Consider the following 19,601-nt stretch of genomic DNA (forward strand, 5'->3'; position numbering starts at 1 on the left):
GCCGGGCCTACTGTGGCGCGACGGAACCGAACAGCTCCAACGCCTGGGCCCGGGTGAGCGCCTCGCCGCTCGCCCGGGCCTGCGCGTAGGCGGTCTCGCCGAGGCTCTCCTTCAGCGCCGCGACGAGGGTCAGGGTGTCGGGTTCGCCGAGGTCCTGCGCCCCGCGGATGCTCGTGGCGGCCCCCAGCATCCGGGCCGCCAGCACGTCGTCGCCCATGTCCCGGGCCACCCAGGCCAGCACGTCGCCGACCATCCCGGCGACCGGCATGTCGTGTCCCTCCTCGACGGCCTCCAGCACCGCGGGGACCCGCCGTCGCGCGGACTTCTGGTCACCCTCCAGGAGGTCCAACCGGATCAGGGCGGCGTCGAGCATGGCGCCGATCTGTGGAGGTGACATCTTCGTCTGGGCCAGGACGACGCGAGCCCGTTCCAGGTGAGCGCGGGCTCCGACGAGGTCGCCCTCGAGCCGGGCGATGTTCCCGTACGCCATCAGGGCCCCGGCCTCCGCGTGCTGCGAGCCGCCCTCGCCGGCCAGTTCCATCGCCCGGTCGGCCAGCGCGCGGGCCCCCGCGAGATCGCCACCGCGGGCCCGCAGGGCCGAGGCCCGGGTCAGCGTGAAGGCCTCGTCGTCGCGGGCGCGCAGCTCGCGCATCAGGGCCCGGGCCTCCTCCAGCGAGGCCAGGGCCGCCGCGTCCTGCCCGTCCAGCTGCTGCAGGTTGGCCAGGGTGCCGAGGGCGGTGGCCAGACCCCACCGGTCGCCGATGGACCGGAACCCCTCGAGCGCCTGGGGGAGCACCACGCGCAGCCCGTCGATGTCGCCGAAGTTCTCCGCGTTGATGGCCGAGAACTGGTGCAGCATGGCCCGGGCCCACGGGTCGGGATGCTCAAGGTTCTCGCGGATCGCCTTGCGGGTGCCCTCGTCGTCGTCGGTGAGCACGGCCAGCGCCGGTTTGACGAGGGTGAGCAGCGGGTGGCTGCGGGCCGTGTCGACGCGCTCGGCCAGGGCTCCGATCTGCGCGATCACCGAGGCGTCCGGCAACTCGCCGGCCACCGCCCCGGCCGACAGGTGGTAGATCATCCGGGCCACGAGGTACTGCTCGAACGGCTCCTCGCCGGGCAGCGCCACCGCCGGGCCCAGCCACAGGGCGGCCTCCTCGTGCTGGCCGAGAAGCGTCCAGTACCAGCCCATCCCGGCGCCGAGGCGGACGGCGGAGGGGCCGTCGCCCGCGTCGGTGGCGTAGCGCAGCGCGGCCAGGATGTTGTCGCGCTCGAGGTCGAGGCGGGCCATGGCGGACAGCTGCTCACCGGTGCGCAGTTGCGGCTCGGCCTCCTCCACGAGGTCGATGAAGTAGCGCACGAACGCCGCGCGGGTCGAGGCGATCTCGCCGCGCTCGGCCAGCCGCTCGGTGCCGAACTCGCGGATCGTCTCGAGCATCCGGTACCGGGGGCCGGCCAGGCTTCCGGCCCCGGGCTCGACGACGACCAGCAGTGACTTGTCGGCCAGGGTGTCGAGCAGCTCGGGGGTGCTCGGGCCGTCGGGGTCCACCGGCTGGGCCTCGGCCGCCTCCACCGACACGCCGCCCGGGTAGATCGAGAGCCGTTCGGCGAGAAGCCTTTCGGGTTCGGTCAACAGGTCCCAGCTCCAGGCCACCACGGCGCGGAGGGTCTGGTGTCGGGGCAGCGCGGTGCGGCTCCCCCCGGTCAGCAGCCGGAACCGGTCGGACAGCCGCTGTTCGATGGTCTCGACCGGCAGCGTCCGCAGCCGGGCGGCGGCCAGCTCGATGGCCAGGGGCAGCCCGTCGAGGCGGCGGCAGATCTCGGCGACGACGGGCGTGTTCGACGCATCGAGGGTGAAGCCCGGTCGCACCAGTGCGGCCCGGTCCACGAAGAGCTCGAGGGCCGCCGGCAGCTGCTCGTCCGGGACCACCTGCGACGGTAACGGGTTCACGGGCCACAACGACTCACCGCCGATGCCCAGCGGCTCACGGCTGGTCGCGATCACCGACAGTTCGGGACAACTGCCGAGGAGGGTCTCGGCCAGGGCCGCCGCCGCGTCGATGACGTGCTCGCAGTTGTCGAAGAGCAGGACGACGTCGGCTCCGTCGATGGCCTCGACCAGCCGTTCGGTGGGGTCGCGGTAGGTCGGCTGCTTGGTGCCGCGGTCGACCACCGCGTCGCGCATCCCGATCGCGGTCAGGGTGGCCGCGGGCAGGTCGGCCGGGTCGGTCACGGGCGCGAACTGCACCTGCCAGACCCCCTCGGTGCCGCGCTCGGTCAAGCCGGCCGCGGCCTCCACCGACAGCCGGGTCTTACCCGAGCCGCCAGGCCCGATGAGGGTGACCAGCCGCGCGCGGCGCAGCAGCTCCCGAACCTGGCGGACGTCGTCCTCGCGCCCCACGAAACTGGTCAGGGCCGGACGAAGATTGGTGCGTCGCAACGGTTTCGGCACCGGCGGCGCCGAGACCACGGCCCCTGGCAACGGTTCGCCGCGCAGCAGCGCGAGATGCAAGGCCTGCAGTTCCGGCGCCGGGTCGACGCCGAGCTCGTCGGCCAGCCGGGTGCGCAACCGGTCATAGACGGCCAGCGCCTCGGCCTGGCGGCCGGTCGCCGCGAGCACGCGGATCAGCTGCCCGTGCGGGCGTTCCCGCAGCGGGTGGGCGGCTACGACCTCTTCGAGCTCGAGGACGACGTCCGCGGCCTGCAGGTCGAGCCCGCCGGTCAGCGCGGCCTCGACGGCGTCCTCGACGGCCCCGAGCCGCAGCTCCTCCAGCCGGGCGGCCCAGGCCGTGGCGAACGGCAGGTCCGGGACGTCGACCAGCGCCGGCCCGCGCCACAGGGCCAGCGCCGCGCGCACCCCCGCGCCATCGATGCCGCCGGGCGCCCGCCGGGCCGCGCCCAGCTGCGCCTCGAACCGGGCCGCGTCGACGTCGTCCCCCGTGACCGCCAGCCGGTACCCGGCCGGGCCCGACTCGACCAGCGCCGCGCTGGGCAGCGCCCGCCGCAGCCGGGAGACCAGCGACTGCAGTGCGTTGACCTCGTCGGTCGGCGGTTCCTCGGGCCACAGCGCGTCGACCAGCGCCGAGACGGGTACCCAGCCCCCTGGGTCGGCGGCCAGCCGCACGAGCAGCGCGCGCAGCCGGGCCCCGCCGAGTACGACCGGCCGCCCGGCGTTCTCGACGGCCAGCGGCCCCAGGATCGCTACCTGCACTCGCTTAGCTTGTCAGGTCGCCCGGCCCTGGCGGCGTGCCCAGCCAAAGCACAGGAATTCTGCGCCGAACCCGCCAATTTCTGTGCTTCGGCTGGGCACGCTGAGGTCAGGGGGACAGGTCGCGGCGGCGCCACCCGGTCAGGCCGGCGACGGCCAGCCCGATCGCGAGAGCCACCAGCCACAGCTCGGGCGCCCAGCGCATCGGGCCGCCGGGAATCGTCGGCACGTGCGTGAAGGGGGACAGGTCGAGCAGCGACTGGTCGAGCTCGAGCAGCGGCCCCAGCCAGGAGATCCCGAGCACCAGCCCCAACACGCCCCAGGCCACCGGCGTCAGCCTCGGCAGCAGTCCGAACAGCAGCAGTGCGACACCGCCGACCACCCACACGGCGGGCAGCTGCAGGATCGCCCCGGCCGTCGGGTCGACCACCGTGTGCACGTCGGCCCCCGACGGGTCGGCCAACCACTGGCCGACGCCCACCCCGAGACCGAACAGCACGAGCAGGGCGGTGGAGATCAGGAGGGCCAGGGACAGTTGGGCGCCCGCCCAGCGCAGCCGCCCGGTGCCGGTGGTGAGCACCGGTTCGGCGGTGCCCCCGGTCTCCTCGGCCCGCACGTGCAGCACCGCCTGCACCGCGTAGATCGCCGCGAGCAGGCCGCCCATCCGGATCAGCACGCCGATGAAGGCGTCGATGATGCCCTGCGCGCCACCGAGTCTCGTCAACACGTCGGTCAGGTTGGCGTTGCCGGAGACCATGTCGTCGAGGCCCGGGACGATCGTCCCGAACAGCAGGCCGGTGGCCGCGTACGCGACCAGCCAGATGACGGCCGTCACGCGCTGCAGCCGCCACCACAGCTCCAGCGGCGAGTCGAGGGTTCCCGCGGCCGGACCGTCGCGGTCGCTCAGCAGCGCCTCGCCGAAGTCCCGGCGCCGGCCCAGGGCGAAGGCCCCGGCGCTCAGCAGCACCGCGCCGGCCAGGGGGAGCAGCAGCACCCACCAGCGTTCACCGGCGAAGGGCCGCACCCGCTGCGCCCAGCCGATCGGCGAGAGCCAGGACAGCGCGACCGGCCCGCTGGAGTCACCGACCGCGCGCAGCACGAACGCCACGGTCAGCACCGAGAAGGCGATCGCGTCGGCCGTGCGCCCGACGCGGGCGACCTGCGCGGTCACCGCGGCCACCCCCGCGAAGAGCAACCCGGTCAGCCCCGTCGCGAGCCCCAGGGCGAAGGCGCCGGACCACGCCAGCCCGAGCCCGCCGCAGGCGAGGGCGACCAGCCCGACGATCAGCCCGTCGACGACGACGGTGAGGGTCAGCGCGGCGGCGAGGGCGGCGTCCCGGCCCACGACCGAGGCGCGCAGCACCTCCAGTCGCCCGGACTCCTCCTCCGCCCGGGTGTGCCGGACGACGAGCAGCACGTTCAGCACGGCGGCCAGCACGGCCAGGAACGCGCCCACCTTCCAGGCGGCCAGCCCACCGATGGAGAGCAGGTTGAACGGCGGTCCGGACACGGCGATCAGCGACGGCGAGCCGGTCACCTCGGCGGCCACGGCGCGCAAGTCGTCCGTCGTGGGGTAGAGCCCCTGGTAGCTGTTCACCGTGGCGGCCATCGTGCCGACGATCGCGACCAGCCAGACCGCCAGCATGACCCGGTCCCGGCGCGCGGCCAGCCGCAGCAGGTGCCCGACGCCCGTGAGGTCGTCCATCACGCGCCCTGCGTCTCGTAGTGCCGCAGGAACAGCTCCTCGAGCGTCGGCGGGCGGCTGACCAGGGAGGTGATCCGGGCCGCGGCCAGCGCGGCGAGCAGGTCGTCGAGCGCGACGGCGTCCACCTGGCAGCGCACCCGGGTGCCGCCGTCCGGCCCGTCGGCCGGCGACAACTGCAGGTCGTGGACGCCGGACAGCCGGCCGAGCTCGGACAGCTCACCGGGGGCGGCCTTCACCGCCGCGTCGATCGCGGTGCGGGTCAGGTGCCGCAGCTCGGCGAGCGTGCCGGAGTCGACCGTGCGCCCGTCGCGGATGATGCTGACCCGCTGGCACAGCGCCTCGACCTCGCTGAGGATGTGACTGCTCAGGAGCACGGTCCGGCCGCGGTCGCGCTCCTCGACGACGCACTGCCGGAACACCTCCTCCATCAGCGGGTCCAGGCCGGAGGTGGGTTCGTCGAGCAGGAGCAGTTCGGCGTCCGAGGCGAGCGCGGCCACCAGGGCGACCTTCTGCCGGTTGCCCTTGGAGTAGGTGCGCGATTTCTTGGTGGGGTCCAGCCCGAACCGCTCCAGCAGGCCGGCCCGGCGGGTGGCGTCGAGCCCGCCGCGCATCCGGCCCAGCAGGTCGATCACCTCGCCGCCGGACAGGTTGGGCCACAGCGTGACGTCGCCGGGCACGTACGCGAGGCGGCGGTGCAGCGTCTCGGCGTCCCGCCAGGGGTCACCGCCGAGCAGCGTCACGGTGCCCGCGTCGGCGCGCAGCAGGCCGAGCAGGACCCGCAGGGTCGTCGACTTGCCGGCGCCGTTCGGGCCGAGGAAGCCGTGTACCTCGCCCGCACGGACCTCGAGGTCGAGGCCGTCGAGCGCCCGGTGCCGGCCGAACGCCTTGACCAGCCCGGAGATCGCGATCGGTGTGCTCACGACGGTGACTGTACTCTTCATTCAGAAAGTTGTGAACGTTCAGAAGATGGCAGAGGATAGGTCCCATGACCCCGGACGGCGACGAAGCGGCCGTGCGCCGGTTCGTCGAACAGTTCGCCGAGAACCTCGTGGCGGCGGGCATGCCACGCATGCCTTCGCGGGTCTTCGCCTGCCTGCTGGTCAGCCCGCAGGGCCGGTTGACGGCGGCCGAGCTGGCCGAGTCCTTGCAGGTCAGTCCGGCGGCGGTGTCGGGAGCGGTGCGCTACCTGATCCAGGTCGACCTGGCGGCGCGGGAGCGGCTGCCCGGCTCCCGGCGCGAGGTGTACCGGCTCTACGCCAACGCCTGGTACGAGATGATGGCCTCGCGCGACCAGATGCTGGCCCGATGGGTGACGACCCTGGGCGAGGGCATCGAGGTGCTGGGCGCAGACAGCCCGGGAGGGCGCCGGTTGGTCGAGACCCGTGCGTTCATGCAGTTCCTGGAGGAGGAGCTGGAAGGACTGCTGGAACGCTGGCGCGCCCGCAACCCCTAGCCGTTGATCATGCGCAAACGCAGCTTCCTCGCGTTGATCATGCGCAAACGCATCATGCGTTTGCGCATGATCAACGCGAGGAAGCTGCGTTTGCGCATGATCAACGGCGAATGGCGGCGGCCGTATGCGTCGTCCACGCCACCGAGTTCAGGTACGAGTCGACGATCACCCCGGCGTCCACCTGCGACGGCAGCTCGCCGTGCTGGTAGGTGACCACCGAGTCCAGCACGCCGCGCAGCGGTCCGGGGGAGCCGAGCAGCGTCTCGGCCAGCTCCGTGGCCAGCGCCGGGATGTGCTGCAGCAACCGTTCCGCCTCGACCCCCAGCGCCTCGCCGACCCCGTCGAGCAGGCCGATCGTGAACGCCGATTCCGGTCCGGCGGCCCCCGTCGCCTGGGCCAGTCGCTCGCAGGTCGCGGCCCGGGTCAGGGCGTCGAGCATCGCGCCCTCAGCGCTCGCGGAGCCGGACATCGACAGCAGCAGCAACCACGAGCGCAGCCGCGAGACGCCGACCATGACGATCGCCTCGTGCAGTGAACCGACCTCGCGGCGCGCCCCGGACGACGCCGAGTTGGCCACCTTCAGCAGCCGGTACGCGAGCTCGGGGCTGCGCCGCACGACGTCCTCGACGTCGTCCATCGACACCCCCGGGTCGCCCAGCATGCCGACCAGCTGCAGGGCCACCGCCTGGCCCGGGCTCAGGTCCGCGAGGTCGCCCGGCCGGTCGCGCTCGACCCAGGGGCCCTCGAACAGGGAGAAACCCTCGGCCGCGCACCGTTCCATCTCGGCCCGCGTGGTCACGTCCTCGGCCAGCAGGTCGAGGCCCAGCGCACGTCCGGCGTCGGCGTCGGCCCGGACCGCCTCCCACGGGCGGCCCGAGATCTGGACACTCAGCGCCTGCACCAGAGGCAGCAGCCGTTCCACCCCGGCGGTCGCGGCGCCGTCGCGCGCCAGCGAGAGCCGGTAGCCCGCCCCGGTCAGCCGGGTCACCCCGGTCAGGAGTTCGTCGTCCACCCGCACGTCCGACCCGATCCGCACGGACGCGACGCCGGCGGCGACGGGCAGCGGCAGCTGCCCGCTCAAGAAGGGGCGGGTCAGGTTCACGTAACCGGCCCGGTCGCCGAACAGGTCGTCGGCGGAGAACCGGGAGAAGGTGTCGAGCAGCGCCGCGGTGATCACGTCCGGGGCGTCGCCGGGGCTGCCGAAGCGCAGGTCGTAGGCCTGCAGCCGGGCGGTCCGGTCGTGCACGGGCAGGCGACTGACCAGCGTGCTCGACGTCGTCGTGAGCGCCGCCCCCGGCACGTCCATCGCAGCCGTACTCATCCCTCAACCACCTGGCCCGTCTTTTCGACCGATTCCCCCAAGAGGTTGTCGGCTCCGGACCTCGAAAGGTTTAGGACGAGGCCCGCGGTCAGGCCCCCCAGGTGGGCCGCAGGGGCATGTGCGCGGCGCCCGATTCCTCCGCCTTCACCGCCAGCACCTGGTGCAGTTCGATCTGGCGGGTCTCGAAACCCATCTGCGAGCCGGCCAGGTACAGGCCCCACACCTTGGCGGTGGCCAGGCCGGCCTCGGCGACGCACTCGTCCCAGTTCGCGACGAGGTTGTCGCACCACGCGGCGCACGTCTTGGCGTAGTGCTCGCGCAGGTTCTCCTCGTGCCGCACCTCGAGCCCGACGTCCTGGATCGTGCTGATGATCTTGCCGGCGCCGGTCAGCTCGCCGTCGGGGAAGACGTACCGGTCGATGAACCCGCCCGGGGCCCGGGGCGGGGCCACGTTGTCCGGCCGGGTGATGCAGTGGTTGAGCAACCGGGCGCCGGGCTTCAGCTTGCCGGCCAGGAACTCGAAGTACGCCGGGTAGTTCTTCACCCCGATGTGCTCGGTCAGGCCGATCGAGCTGACCGCGTCGAAGTCGGTCTCGGTGACGTCGCGGTAGTCCAGGAACCGGACCTCCGCGAGGTCCTCCAGGCCCTGCCGCTTGATCTCGGCCTGCGCCCACTCGGCCTGTTCCTTGGAGAGCGTGACCCCGAGCGCCTTGACCCCGTACTGCTTCGCCGCGTGCCGGACCATTCCGCCCCAGCCGCAGCCGACGTCCAGCAGCCGCATCCCGGGCTTGAGGTCTAGCTTGCGGGCCACGAGGTCGTACTTGGTGAACTGGGCCTCCTCGAGCGTCGCGTCCTCGCTCGGGTAACAGGCGCAGGTGTAGGTCATCGACTCGCCGAGCAGCAGCTCGTAGAACCGGTTCGAGACGTCGTAGTGGTGGTGGATCGCCTCCGCGTCGCGCTCCTTGGAGTGCCGCAGACCCTCCAGCCGGCGCCGCCAGTCGGGCAGCACCTCCTGCGGTGGCGGGGGTGGCGGGATGAGCTGCTTCAGCCCGATGGCCTTGACGATCCGGGCGGCGGTCACCGGGTCGGGGCGGCGGAAGTTGAAGTTGCCCAGCGAGACGAGCATCTCGTACGGGTCGCCGGGGTGGACGCCCGTGATTTCGATGTCACCGCTGACGTAGGCGCGCGCCAGCCCGAGCGAACCGGGCGCGGTGGCCATGTAGGCGACGGCCTTGCGGTTGGCGATGTGCAGGTGGAGCTTGGCGTCGTCGGGGCCGGCCGAGCTGCCGTCGAACGCAGTGACCCGCAGCAGCGGTGGACCCTCCAGGAGCAGGTCGACGATCTCGGCGATCGTGAGCGGGCCGGTGGGCCGTTCGTCGGTGCGCGCGATCAGCGGGTGCAACGGGTCCTCCAACTGTCACAAGGTTGCCTGTGCGAATCCTGACACGCGATGCCCGGAATGTGCGACGGGGGTTTCCGGCAAACCGTCGCTGACGTGCATGGACGCGTCGTTCGTCAGACTCCGCCGAAATAGTTGCCTTCAGCAATCACCCGAACGGCCGAATGCGGAGGGCTCCTCCGGACCCGCGGGAAGGGCGTCAGCGGCTGCGGACGACCTTCGAGTAGAGGTCGGTCAGACGGCCTTGCGGGTCGTAACGGTCCTTCAGCCCGCGGTACGCCGCGCCGCCGTACTTCGCCCAGAACGTCTCCTCGTCGTAGAACGCGCTGGAGTAGAGCGACTTGTGGCCGTCGAAGGAGTCGACGGCCTCCTCGACCTTCCGGTTCACGTCACCGTCGGCCCGGCCCGGCTCGATCGGCACGGTGCCCCAGAACCCGACGTTGACGTACGTCGTCCCGGCCTTCAGCGGGTACAGCGACCAGGGCTGCTCACCCGCGGACAGCGGGCCGACGGGGCTGTCGTCACGCAGCCGCAGCGGGCACAGCCACACCGGCGACATGCGTACCTCGCGGATGAACCAGCGCATGAAGTCGGCGGTCCGGTTCACCGGCACCTCGACGTCCTGGATCACCCGCTCCCGGGCCGGCTTCCCGCGCCAGGCGTCGATCTTCGCCATCACGCCGTACCGGTTCTCCAGCCCGACGATGCGGTGGTAGACGTCGCTGCGCCGGTACCGGGCCGGCCACAGGGCCCGGACGACCGGGTTCTGCGCCAGGAACGCCCCCGAGCACCAGAACCAGTCCGGATCCCAGCGCCACAGGTAGTCGTGCACGGTCAGGGCGTCGCTGCCGAGCCCGCGGACCGAGCGGTAGAAGATCTTGCGGCCCGTGTAGTCGGAGAGGTCGTGCCGGTGGTCGGACCACTGCCCGAGCGTCAGGTACGAGTCGTCCTCGGCGAACACCACGCCGTCCAGGAAGTCGATCGGCTCCCCGTTGTACTCGCCCGTGGCCACGATCGTCTCGAGCGCCTGCTGCAGCTGGTCGAGGTTGGGGAAGTGCACGTGCCGCAGCGCGACCGCGGGCTTGGTGGGCTCCAGTTCGATCCGCAGCCGGGTCGCGTAGCCCAGGCTGCCGTAGGAGTTCGGGAAGCCGCGGAACAGGTCGGCGTGCTCGCCCGTCGGCCGCGCGGTCACCACCTCACCGGTGCCGACCAGGATGTCCAGCTCCAGCACCGACTCGTGCGGCAGCCCGTTGCGGAACGACGTCGACTCGATGCCCAGCCCGGTCACCGCGCCGCCGAGGGTGATGGTCTTCAACTGCGGGACGACGAACGGCATCAACCCGTGCGGCAGGGTCGCCGCCACCAGGTCCTCGTACGTGCACATCCCCTGGACGTCGGCGGTCCGGTTCACCGGGTCGATCGACACGACGCCCCGCAGCCCGCTCACGTCCAGCCCCACCACCGGCCCTTCGGACCGGACCCGGAACAGGTTCGACGTCTCCTTGGCCAGCCGCACCGTGCTCGACGACGGGATCGCGCGGTACGACGCGACCAGCCGCTCGACCGCCTGCCGGTGCGCCAGCTCACCCACCGGGTGACTCACCGCCGGCGGCACCGACGAGGTGCTCACCGGGTAGTGGGGCGCGACCAGGTCTTCGGAATGCACGTCGGTCATGCCGACATCATGCCTGCCGACTCACCCCTCGCCGCTCAGGACCTCCGAGACGAGATCACGTGCGGCCTGCTGCACCTGCGCTAGATGCTCCGGCCCGTTGTACGACTCGGCGTAGATCTTGTAGACGTCCTCGGTGCCGGACGGCCGCGCCGCGAACCACGCGTTCTCGGTGGTGACCTTCAGGCCGCCGATGCTCGCGCCGTTGCCGGGGGCCGCCGTGAGCGTCGCGGTGATCGGCTCCCCGGCCAGTTCGGTCGCGGTCACCTGCTCCGGCGAGAGCTTCGCCAGCACCGCCTTCTGCTCGCGGTTCGCCGGGGCGTCGACGCGCGCGTACACCGGAGCGCCGAACCTCTCGGTCAGGGCCGCGTAGTGCTCGCTCGGGGTCTTACCCGTGACGGCGGTGATCTCGGACGCGAGCAGGGCCAGCAGCAGGCCGTCCTTGTCCGTCGTCCACACCGACCCGTCGCGGCGCAGGAAGCTCGCCCCCGCGCTCTCCTCGCCGCCGAACCCGACCTCGCCGCTCAGCAGTCCGGGCACGAACCACTTGAACCCGACCGGCACCTCGACGAGCGTGCGGCCCAGGTCGGCCGCGACCCGGTCGATGATGGACGACGACACGAGCGTCTTGCCGATCGCGGCGCGCTCCGGCCAGCCGTCGCGGTTTGCGAACAGGTAGTTGATCGCCACCGCGAGGTAGTGGTTCGGGTTCATCAACCCGCCGTCGGGGGTGACGATGCCGTGCCGGTCGGCGTCGGCGTCGTTGCCGGTGGCGATGCCGTACTCGTCCTTGCGCGCGATCAGGCTCGCCATCGCGTTCGGTGACGAGCAGTCCATCCGGATCTTGCCGTCCCAGTCCAGCGTCATGAACCGCCAGGTCGGGTCCACCAGCGGGTTCACCACGGTGAGATCGAGGTTGTGCCGCGCGGCGATCTCGCCCCAGTAGTGCACGGACGCCCCGCCCAGCGGGTCGGCGCCGATCCGCACCCCGGCCGCGCGGACGGCGTCCAGGTCGAGCACGTTCGGCAGGTCGTCGACGTAGGCCGCGAGGAAGTCGTACTTCCCCGTGGTGTCGGCGGCCAGCGCGCGGGCCAGCGGCACCCGCTTCACGTCGCGCAACTGCTCGGCCAGCAGCTCGTTCGCGCGCTCGGCGATCCAGCCCGTCGCGTCGGTGTCGGCCGGGCCGCCGTGCGGCGGGTTGTACTTGAAACCGCCGTCGGCGGGCGGGTTGTGGGACGGCGTGACGACGATCCCGTCCGCCCGGGCCTCGCCCTCGCGCTCCCGGTTGTACGTGAGGATCGCGTGTGACAGCGCGGGGGTCGGCGTGTAGGCGTCGCGCTCGTCGACCAGCACCCGCACCTCGTTGCCGGCCAGCACCTCGAGCGCGCTCGCCCAGGCCGGTTCGCTCAGCGCGTGGGTGTCGCGGCCGAGGAAGAGCGGGCCCTTGATGCCCTGCTCGGCGCGGTAGTCGCAGATGGCCTGCGTGGTGGCCACGATGTGCGCCTCGGTGAAGCTCCCGTTGAGGCTGGTGCCGCGGTGCCCGGAGGTGCCGAAGGCGACCTTCTGCTCGGGCAGCGACACGTCGGGCCAGGTCGTGTAGTAGGCCGTGACGACGTGCGCGACGTCGATCAGGTCCTCGGGGCGCGCGGGCTGCCCCGCCCGGTGCTGACTGGCACTCGCTGCGCTCGCTGGGTCACCGGCCATGTCCATCCTCCTCGCTGCGCACGACGGTGTGCATCCGAGCGACAACGTTGTGCATTCCTGTGGCGCGAGGTTATCCAATCGTGTCGATCACGCCCTCCGGTTGCGCTCCCTTCCCACCGTGATCATGCAGAAACGCTCCCTACGGTGGCGCAGGGAGCGTTTCTGCATGATCACGAGCGGTCAGTCGTTCGGGGTGTCGGGGGAGTCGGGGGTGTTCGGGCTCACCGGGCTGTTCGGGGTGTCGACGTCGTTGGGGGTGTTGGGCGTCTGGACGTCGCCGGGGGTGTTGGGCGTCTGGACGTCGCCGGGCGTGTTCGCGGTGTCGGCCGCGGTGCTCGTCGTGCTCGCCTGCGTGTCGGTCGCGCTCGCCGACGGCGACACCGTCGCCCGGTCGTTGAGCTGCGACGCCCCGGCGGTCCCGGCGACGGCCGCGCCACCCACGCCCAGCACGGCGGCGGTCCCGATCACGGCCCAGGTCCTGCGCGGCTTCCTCATGGTCTGTCTCCTTCGTCGTCGGGCGCCGCCCTCCGGCGCCGTCTGACCCCTACGTTCTCGAGTGCCCGTGAAACGACCGGGAGAGCTTCGTGAGCCCGTTCTCATCGCCGAGTGCGATGCCTGTGAACCGCACTCGGCGTGAGAGGGGTGATTCGTGTGCCCCGAGCTCACACTCGGGGGGACAGCAACGCCTCGACCGCGTCCAGGTGCGCGACGGTGGCCGCCGGCCAGTCGGCGGCCTGCGTGCGGTGCGGCCCCGTGGCCAGCCCGATGAGCACGCCGGCCGTTCGCAGCCGCAGCTCGTCGCGGTCGCCCGCCGCCCCGAAGGCCACCTCCCAGGCCCGCGCCGTCGCCCGGGCCCGTTCGGCCGACGGCGGGTCGGCCAGCGCCAGCGCCTCCAGGTGCCCGAGGGCGTTGGACAGGTCGTCGACCCGGCGCCCGGGACCGGCGGTGTCGACGTCGAGCAGCCCCACCACGCGGCCGCCGGCCACGGTCAGCTGCCCCTCGTACAGGTCGCCGTGGGTCGGCTCCGAACCCGGCGCGCACCCGTGGAGACCCGCACTCACCGACCCGGCGAGGTCGACCACCCGCAAGCCCTCCTCGGGCAGCACCGCTGCGATCGACGCGGCGTAGCGCGGGGCCAGTTCCGCCCAAGGCGTACGCCGGGGCAGGTCGGCCACCGCCGCCGGGAAGCGACTGAGGACCTCCAGAACCGCTGCCCCCGAAGGGATCTCGCCGTCCGCCCGGAGTACCGCCCGCAGTCCGGTGCCGGGCAACCCCTCGAGGGCCAGCAGCCCGTCGTCCGACCAGCCGAGCGAGCGCGGCACCGGTACCCCGGCCTCGTGCAGCAGCACGTGCCGCCGGTGCAGCGGCTCGACGTCCGCCCCGCGCGCCAGCACCTTCAGGTACAGCCGCACGGCTCCCGCGTCCACCCGGACGACGGCCCGCCGCCGCGGCCGGTAGCTCACCACCGCGGTGCTCACCGAGCGGCCGGCGACGCCCAGGGAGGCCAGCAGCTCGCCCGGATCGAGCGCCCGCGCCAGAGCCGGCAGGTCCGGGTCGTACGGCAGGCACCAGACGCCGACCTGGGTGGTCCCGTCGGACAGGGCGATCAGGCCCGGGGAGGGCGGAGGTGGCCCGTCGTCCTCCCGGCTGCTCGCGCCGAGCGTCTCGGTGCGCACCCCGCCGGGCCAGGACACCTGCGCGCGGTAGGCGACCGTCGTCCCGCGCCCCGGCCGGTGGTCGACCTGCTGCGGCACCCAGTCGAGCAGCGAACCCCCGGCGCTGGCGACCGCCGCCGCGAGCAGCTCGCCCGCGTCGGGCCCGGTGAGCAGGTCGAGGCTCATGCGTGGTCGATCGAATCGACCAACCGGTACCCCACGCCGCGCACGGTCTGGAACCGCGCCGCGCCCAGCTTGCGCCGCAGGTACCGGACGTACACGTCGACGACGTTCGAGCCCGGGTCGAAGTCGTAGCCCCAGACGTGACTGAGCAGCTGTTCGCGCGAGAGCACCTGCCCCGGATGCCGCAGGAACGTCTCGGCGAGCGTGAACTCGCGCGCCGACAGCTCGACCGTGCGCCCCGACACGGCGGCCCGGCGGGTGCGCAGGTCCAGGGACAGGTCGCCGTAGCCCAGCACCGTCGACTCGGGGGCCCGGGTCTCGTCGCGCAGCCGCAGCCGGATCCGGGCCAGCAGCTCCTCGAACCGGAACGGCTTGGCCATGTAGTCGTCGGCACCGCCGTCGAGCCCGGCCACCGTGTCGGTGATCGACTGCCGCGCGGTCAGGATGATCACCGGCATCGTGCTGCGGTGCTCGCGCATCCGGCGCAGCACGCCGAACCCGTCGAGCGCGGGCAGCCCGATGTCGAGGACCAGCAGGTCGAACTCCTCCGACATCGCGTAGTCGAAGGCGGTCACGCCGTCGCCGACCACCGTCGGGGTGTACCCGGCGGCGCGCAGGCCCTTGGCGACGAACGAGGCGATGCGCTCCTCGTCCTCGGCGACCAGGATCCGGCTCACTGCTCCTCCTCCAGGGGCATCTCCACAGGCAGCACGAGGGCGAAGGTCGCTCCGCCCCCGTCGGTGTCGGTCAGTTCCACGCGTCCGTCGTGGGCGGCGGCGATCGCGGTCACGATCGCCAGCCCGAGCCCCGAGCCCTCGACGCGACGCCCGCTGGCGGCCCGGCCGAACCGTTCGAAGATCCTTTCCCGGTCCTCGGGTGCCACCCCCGCCCCGGTGTCGCGCACCCACAGCCGCGCGATCCGGGCGCCGGGTTCACCGGTGACGGCGCTGCCGAGGGCGATCGTCTGCCCGGCCGCGGTGTGCTTCACGGCGTTGTGGGCCAGTTGCAGCAGGGCCTGGGTGAGTCGTTGCGCGTCGGCGGTCAGCTCCACGTCGGCGCGCGCGTCGACCGACCAGCGCCGGTCGGGGGCCAGCGCGACCGCCTTGTCGCGGACGTCGTCCGTCAACGGCCCGAGCGCGACCGGGGCGAGCCGCAGGAAGTCGGGCCGGCGCGCCTTGGCCAGCACGATGAGGTCGCCGACCAGCCGGTCGATGCGGTCCAGCTCGTCGAGCACGAGGGCGCGGGTCTCGGCGACCTCGGTGGGGTCGGCTGGGTCGAGCAGTTCGAGATGGCCCCGCACGATGGTGACCGGGGTGCGCAGCTCGTGGCCCGCGTCGTCCAGGAACTCCTGCTGGGCGGTGAACGCGTGCTCGAGCCGGTCGAGCATGCCGTTGACCGTGCGGGTCAGCTCGCTGACGTCGTCGGCCCCGGTGACGGCGATGCGCTGCGACAGGTCGGTGTGCGAGATGCGGGCGGCGGTTCGCCGCAGCGACGTGAGCGGCCGCAGCAGACGTCCGGCGACCAGCCACCCGACCACCCCGATGACCAGCAGGCTGATCGATGCGACGACGGTGAACCGCTGCGCCGTCGCGCTCACCTCGGCGTCCGCGCGGGCCAGCGAGTGGGCGATCACGTACGTGCCGACGGTGTCCTGCCCGGGCATCGTCACCTGCACCGCCGCGTACCGCACCCGACCGGCCCGGGTGTCGGCCTCACGCAGCGTCGTCCGGGCGTTCGGGGGCAACGCGGCCAGGGTCGCGACCAGCGCCGACTCCGTCTCCAGGGCGACGAACCGCTCTCCGCCGTTGACCCGGTACGGCCGCCCGTCGAGCAGGGTCAGGAACGTTTCGTCGCGGTCGGCCGCCTGCTTGCGCAGGGCCACCTCCAGCAGTTGCTCGACGGTGCTGAACCGCTGCCCGGTGGTCGGGTCGGTGCCGTTCAGCGCGATCTCCTGGAACTCGCTCACCTCGGTGCGCAGCGAGGCGTCGACGCGCTCGTCGAGGAACCGTTGCTGCAGCAGCACGGTGCTCACCCCGACTCCGACCATGCCCAGCCCGCTGACCGCCAGGACGGCGGCCAGCACCCGCATCCGGACACTGAACCCGCGCCGACGCGACTCAGTCGTCCTCGTCGTCTGGCTCGTCATCGTCGTCGGGGTCGTCCGGCTCGTCGGCGTCGTCAGGGTCGTTGTCGTCGGGGTCGTCGTCGGGCTCGTCGTTGTCGTCGTCATCGTCCGGTTCCTCCGCGGCGCGGGGGACGGCGGGCGCCACGGGAACAACGACCGAGGACGCCGCGTCGTCCCCGGGACTGCTCCGAACGGGTGTCCCCGGGCTCGGGCTGGCCACCACGGCGGAGCCGAGCGGCTCGGCCGGGTCGGCGCCGGCCGAGCCGGCCCCCGGCCACAGCACCGCGGCGCCCGTCACGGCGACGAGCACGGCGGCCGCGATGGCCAGCACCCGGGTGACGCTCACGTCGCCACCGTGCGCCGTCCGCAGGAGCGGCCCGTGAGACGAAGATGAGAACCCCCTCATCGTCGTTCACGAACGAGTGTTTGACGTGACCTGTGAGAATGGCCGGATGCCGGAGCTGCCCGAAGTGCAGTCGCTCGCGGACTTCCTCCGCCCGCGGTTGCTCGGCCGCGCCGTCGACCGGGTCGACGTGGCCGCGATCAGCGTGCTCAAGACGTACGACCCGCCGCCTACGGCCCTGCGCGGGCTGACGGTGACGGGGGTGAACCGGTTCGGCAAGTTCCTCGACGTGGACGTCGACGGCGTCCACCTGGTCTTCCACCTCTCCCGGGCCGGCTGGCTGCGCTGGTACGACTCGGCGCCGGCCGGGCTGCTGCGTCCGGGCAAGGGGCCGAACGCGCTGCGGGTCCGGTTCACCGGTGTCGTCGACCCCTCGCTCGCGGGGGAGTCGGACCTGGACGCCGAGGCCGAGCCGGGGTTCGACCTCACCGAGCAGGGCACCCAGAAGCGGCTCGCGGTCTACCTCGTGCGCGACCCGGCCGAGGTGCCGGGCATCGCCAAGCTCGGCCCCGACCCGCTGGTGCCGGAGTTCGACCGGGCGGCGTTCGGGGCGCTGCTGGCCGGGTCCCGCACCCAGATCAAGGGGCTGCTGCGCGACCAGTCGGTGCTCGCCGGCGTCGGCAACGCCTATTCGGACGACGTGCTGCACGCCGCGAAGCTGTCGCCGTACGCGGTGGCCGGGAAGCTCACCGAGGAGCAGGTCGACGAGCTGTTCACGCAGCTCAAGGCCGTGCTCACGGGGGCCATCGAGGCGAGTGCGGGGAAACCCGCGAAGGAACTGAAGGACTCCAAGCGCGCGGGCATGCGGGTCCACGGGCGGACCGGTCAGCCGTGCCCCGTGTGCGGGGACGTCGTGCGCGAGGTGTCGTTCGCCGACCGGTCGATGCAGTACTGCGCGACCTGCCAGACCGGCGGCAAGGTGCTCGCCGACCGGCGGCTGTCCCGACTCCTCAAGTAGCCCTGGAGGAGCCGGGACGGCCGCGCGGTGCGGCGCTACTCCATCACTTCACGGTGATGTTGTAGTCCTTCTCGTAGCTCTCGATCGGAGCGGTCGCCCGCTTGCCGTTGGCCACCGGGGTGAAGCCCTCGACGTCGAGCAGCCCGATCAGGGAGTCGTTGTACGGCTGCGACAGCTGCTTCAGCAAGGTGTCGAACTTCTGCGCCTTGGTGCCCTTGGGCGAGGGGTACGGGTAGTTGTCCGCGGTCAGGATGCTCGCCGTCCCGAACGAACCGGAGGAACCCTTGGGCGCCTTCAGCGCGAACTCCCAGTAGGTGACCTTGTCGCTCTGGTACGGCGAGAGGGCCGCCCGGAACTTGACGGTCTTACCGGCGCTGACGCTGACGTTCTTGCTGGACGACCAGGCGCCGCCCTTCCACACCTTAACGCTGTCGACGCTCCACTGCTTGTACTCGTCGCTCAGGCTGCCGGTCACGTCGATCGAGCTGATCGTGACCTTCTCGTACTTGTTGCTGAGCAGGGAGTCGACCAGGTTCTCCAGGGCCGGGCCGGCGTAGGCCGACAGCCAGTCCATCGAGCTGTAGTGGTCGCGCAGCGACACGGTGAACGGTGCGCCGCCGGCCCGGGTGCCCTTGACGGTGAACGTCAGGTCGGCGCTGCCGCCCCACTCGGAGTCGGTGGCGTCGGTGATCGCCGACTCCAGGTGCGCGTCGGCGATCAGACCGGCGTAGGTGTAGACGTCGAACGCGTGGGTGGTCTGGTCGACGCCGGTCGTGGTGCGGGTCACGGGGGCCGCGCCGTCCACGGACAGGGACGACGTGATCGAGTACGTCCCGGGCGCCTTGCCGAGCTGGGCCCGGATGCCGGTCAGCGAGTCCTTGTCGAGCGTGCCGACGACGCCGCCGAAGTTGCCCTGCTTGAACGAGCCGAACACCGGGTCGTCCTGGATGTACACCGCGCTCGCGTTGTGGGCCGAGGCCTGCGGCTTCGAGGTGTGCAGGAACGGGTGGCCGAACGCGACGGCCTTGCCGTTGCAGACGGTGGTCGTGGTGCCCAGGCCGCCGAAGGTGATGAAGCCGTACGACAGGGCGGTCGCGAAGTTGCTGCCCGCCGAGATCGTCGAGGCCGGCTCGAGCGCCCCCGTGGCGGTGTCACCGTTGACCCGGATCGGCGTCCCGAGTTTCTTGCTCAGCTTCTTGAGGAGCTTGGTGTTCTTCGGCCCGGGGCCGGAGATGGACATGGACGGCGCGAGCGGCGTGAAGTTCGAGCCCGCGGCGGCCGCCTTGCTCACCTCGCCGCTGGCGACCAGCTTCTTCTGCAGCGCCGAGGTGGCGGCGACCGAGGCGGCCGTCTTCGTCGCGGCGTCCGACACCTTCAGGATGTCGGCGCCCGGCGTGAGCCCGCCGATCGTGCCCGAGCCCGAGAAGCCGTAGGACATCGAGCCGAGCAGCTTGCCGTCGGACGTGTAGACCGGTGAGCCGGAGATGCCGGCCCAGATGCCGGCCTTGTCGATGACCGTCGAGTGCGCCTCGACGACGATCATGTCGATGCCGGGGCCGATGGCGTCGGTGAGCTTGCCGATCACGGTGACGGTGAACGGCGTCGGCTTGGTCCCGTTGGTGACCGTGAAGCCGGTCCCGGTCAAGCCGTCCACGGCCTGGGCCGTGGGCAGCGCGGTCGGGCAGTCGATCGGCGCGGAGACCGCGGCCTGTGCGGACGGTGCCAGTGCCGCGAAGCCGAGCGCTCCGGCGGCCATGGTGCCGGCCATGAACGCGCTGGTGGTTCGTCGTCCCATGACGGTGGTGCCCCCTCCAATTT

At 72.3% G+C, this 19,601-nt stretch carries 16 protein-coding genes; 3 read left to right on the forward strand and 13 right to left on the reverse strand.

Features of this window, described 5'->3' with window-relative positions:
• Positions 1-7: 7 nt before the first annotated feature.
• From ACIB24_RS03140 to ACIB24_RS03150, 3 genes are all read right to left on the reverse strand, one after another.
• Complete coding sequence (locus tag ACIB24_RS03140) at positions 8-3,208, reverse strand: BTAD domain-containing putative transcriptional regulator (protein ID WP_398275023.1); 3,201 nt, start codon at positions 3,206-3,208, stop codon at positions 8-10.
• Positions 3,209-3,314: 106 nt separating this feature from the next.
• On the reverse strand, positions 3,315-4,910 hold the full coding sequence (locus ACIB24_RS03145; RefSeq protein WP_398275026.1) for an ABC transporter permease: 1,596 nt from the start codon (positions 4,908-4,910) through the stop codon (positions 3,315-3,317).
• Entirely contained in the window at positions 4,910-5,830 is a 921-nt protein-coding gene (locus ACIB24_RS03150) for an ABC transporter ATP-binding protein (protein WP_398275029.1), read from the reverse strand. Before ACIB24_RS03150 ends, ACIB24_RS03145 begins: the two co-directional genes overlap by 1 nt.
• 65 nt (positions 5,831-5,895) lie before the next feature.
• On the opposite strand from ACIB24_RS03150, the gene ACIB24_RS03155 reads away from it, so the two are divergent.
• Complete coding sequence (locus ACIB24_RS03155) at positions 5,896-6,363, forward strand: GbsR/MarR family transcriptional regulator (protein WP_398275032.1); 468 nt, start codon at positions 5,896-5,898, stop codon at positions 6,361-6,363.
• On the opposite strand, the gene ACIB24_RS03160 is transcribed toward ACIB24_RS03155, so the two are convergent.
• The 5 genes from ACIB24_RS03160 to pgm form a co-directional block, all read right to left on the reverse strand.
• Positions 6,360-6,500 carry a hypothetical protein gene (locus tag ACIB24_RS03160; RefSeq protein ID WP_398275035.1) on the reverse strand — a complete coding sequence of 47 codons (141 nt, stop codon included), beginning with the start codon at positions 6,498-6,500 and terminating at the stop codon, positions 6,360-6,362. The genes ACIB24_RS03155 and ACIB24_RS03160 overlap by 4 nt on opposite strands.
• Positions 6,464-7,684 (reverse strand): EAL and HDOD domain-containing protein, encoded by a 1,221-nt coding sequence (locus ACIB24_RS03165; protein WP_398275038.1) that lies wholly within the window; start codon positions 7,682-7,684, stop codon positions 6,464-6,466. Before ACIB24_RS03165 ends, ACIB24_RS03160 begins: the two co-directional genes overlap by 37 nt.
• 88 nt (positions 7,685-7,772) lie before the next feature.
• The gene (locus ACIB24_RS03170) at positions 7,773-9,098 is read right to left on the reverse strand and encodes a class I SAM-dependent methyltransferase (protein ID WP_398275041.1); all 1,326 of its coding nucleotides are present in this window, start codon (positions 9,096-9,098) and stop codon (positions 7,773-7,775) included.
• 184 nt (positions 9,099-9,282) lie between these two features.
• Positions 9,283-10,758: an FAD-binding oxidoreductase gene (locus ACIB24_RS03175; protein ID WP_398275043.1), complete on the reverse strand. Its 1,476-nt coding sequence runs from the start codon at positions 10,756-10,758 to the stop codon at positions 9,283-9,285.
• Positions 10,759-10,779: 21 nt separating this feature from the next.
• Positions 10,780-12,459 carry a phosphoglucomutase (alpha-D-glucose-1,6-bisphosphate-dependent) gene (gene pgm / locus ACIB24_RS03180; protein ID WP_398275046.1) on the reverse strand — a complete coding sequence of 560 codons (1,680 nt, stop codon included), beginning with the start codon at positions 12,457-12,459 and terminating at the stop codon, positions 10,780-10,782.
• A gap of 166 nt (positions 12,460-12,625) precedes the next feature.
• On the opposite strand from pgm, the gene ACIB24_RS03185 reads away from it, so the two are divergent.
• Positions 12,626-13,000 (forward strand): hypothetical protein, encoded by a 375-nt coding sequence (locus tag ACIB24_RS03185; RefSeq protein ID WP_398275049.1) that lies wholly within the window; start codon positions 12,626-12,628, stop codon positions 12,998-13,000.
• 121 nt (positions 13,001-13,121) lie between these two features.
• Here ACIB24_RS03185 and ACIB24_RS03190 read toward each other — a convergent pair whose 3' ends face one another.
• Genes ACIB24_RS03190 through ACIB24_RS03205 form a run of 4 tightly spaced genes read right to left on the reverse strand, consistent with a single transcriptional unit; the run spans position 13,122 to position 16,768 of the window.
• Positions 13,122-14,300, reverse strand: coding sequence for a phosphotransferase (locus ACIB24_RS03190; RefSeq protein ID WP_398275052.1), 1,179 nt, complete (start codon positions 14,298-14,300; stop codon positions 13,122-13,124).
• Positions 14,297-14,974, reverse strand: coding sequence for a response regulator transcription factor (locus tag ACIB24_RS03195; RefSeq protein ID WP_398275055.1), 678 nt, complete (start codon positions 14,972-14,974; stop codon positions 14,297-14,299). The genes ACIB24_RS03190 and ACIB24_RS03195 overlap by 4 nt, the downstream gene beginning before the upstream one ends.
• Positions 14,971-16,386, reverse strand: a complete 1,416-nt coding sequence (locus ACIB24_RS03200; protein ID WP_398275058.1) for a sensor histidine kinase — start codon at positions 16,384-16,386, stop codon at positions 14,971-14,973. The genes ACIB24_RS03195 and ACIB24_RS03200 overlap by 4 nt, the downstream gene beginning before the upstream one ends.
• 28 nt (positions 16,387-16,414) lie before the next feature.
• Complete coding sequence (locus tag ACIB24_RS03205) at positions 16,415-16,768, reverse strand: hypothetical protein (RefSeq protein WP_398275061.1); 354 nt, start codon at positions 16,766-16,768, stop codon at positions 16,415-16,417.
• 106 nt (positions 16,769-16,874) lie between these two features.
• Here ACIB24_RS03205 and ACIB24_RS03210 point away from each other — a divergent pair, with 106 nt between their 5' ends.
• Entirely contained in the window at positions 16,875-17,783 is a 909-nt protein-coding gene (locus tag ACIB24_RS03210; RefSeq protein ID WP_398275064.1) for an Fpg/Nei family DNA glycosylase, read from the forward strand.
• A 43-nt stretch (positions 17,784-17,826) separates the two neighbouring features.
• Here the strand turns inward: ACIB24_RS03210 and ACIB24_RS03215 are convergent, their stop codons facing one another.
• Positions 17,827-19,578 (reverse strand): hypothetical protein, encoded by a 1,752-nt coding sequence (locus tag ACIB24_RS03215; protein ID WP_398275067.1) that lies wholly within the window; start codon positions 19,576-19,578, stop codon positions 17,827-17,829.
• Positions 19,579-19,601 lie beyond the last annotated feature (23 nt).

It is taken from the genome of Spongisporangium articulatum, assembly GCF_044465595.1.
GTDB lineage: Bacteria > Actinomycetota > Actinomycetes > Actinomycetales > Kineosporiaceae > Spongisporangium > Spongisporangium articulatum.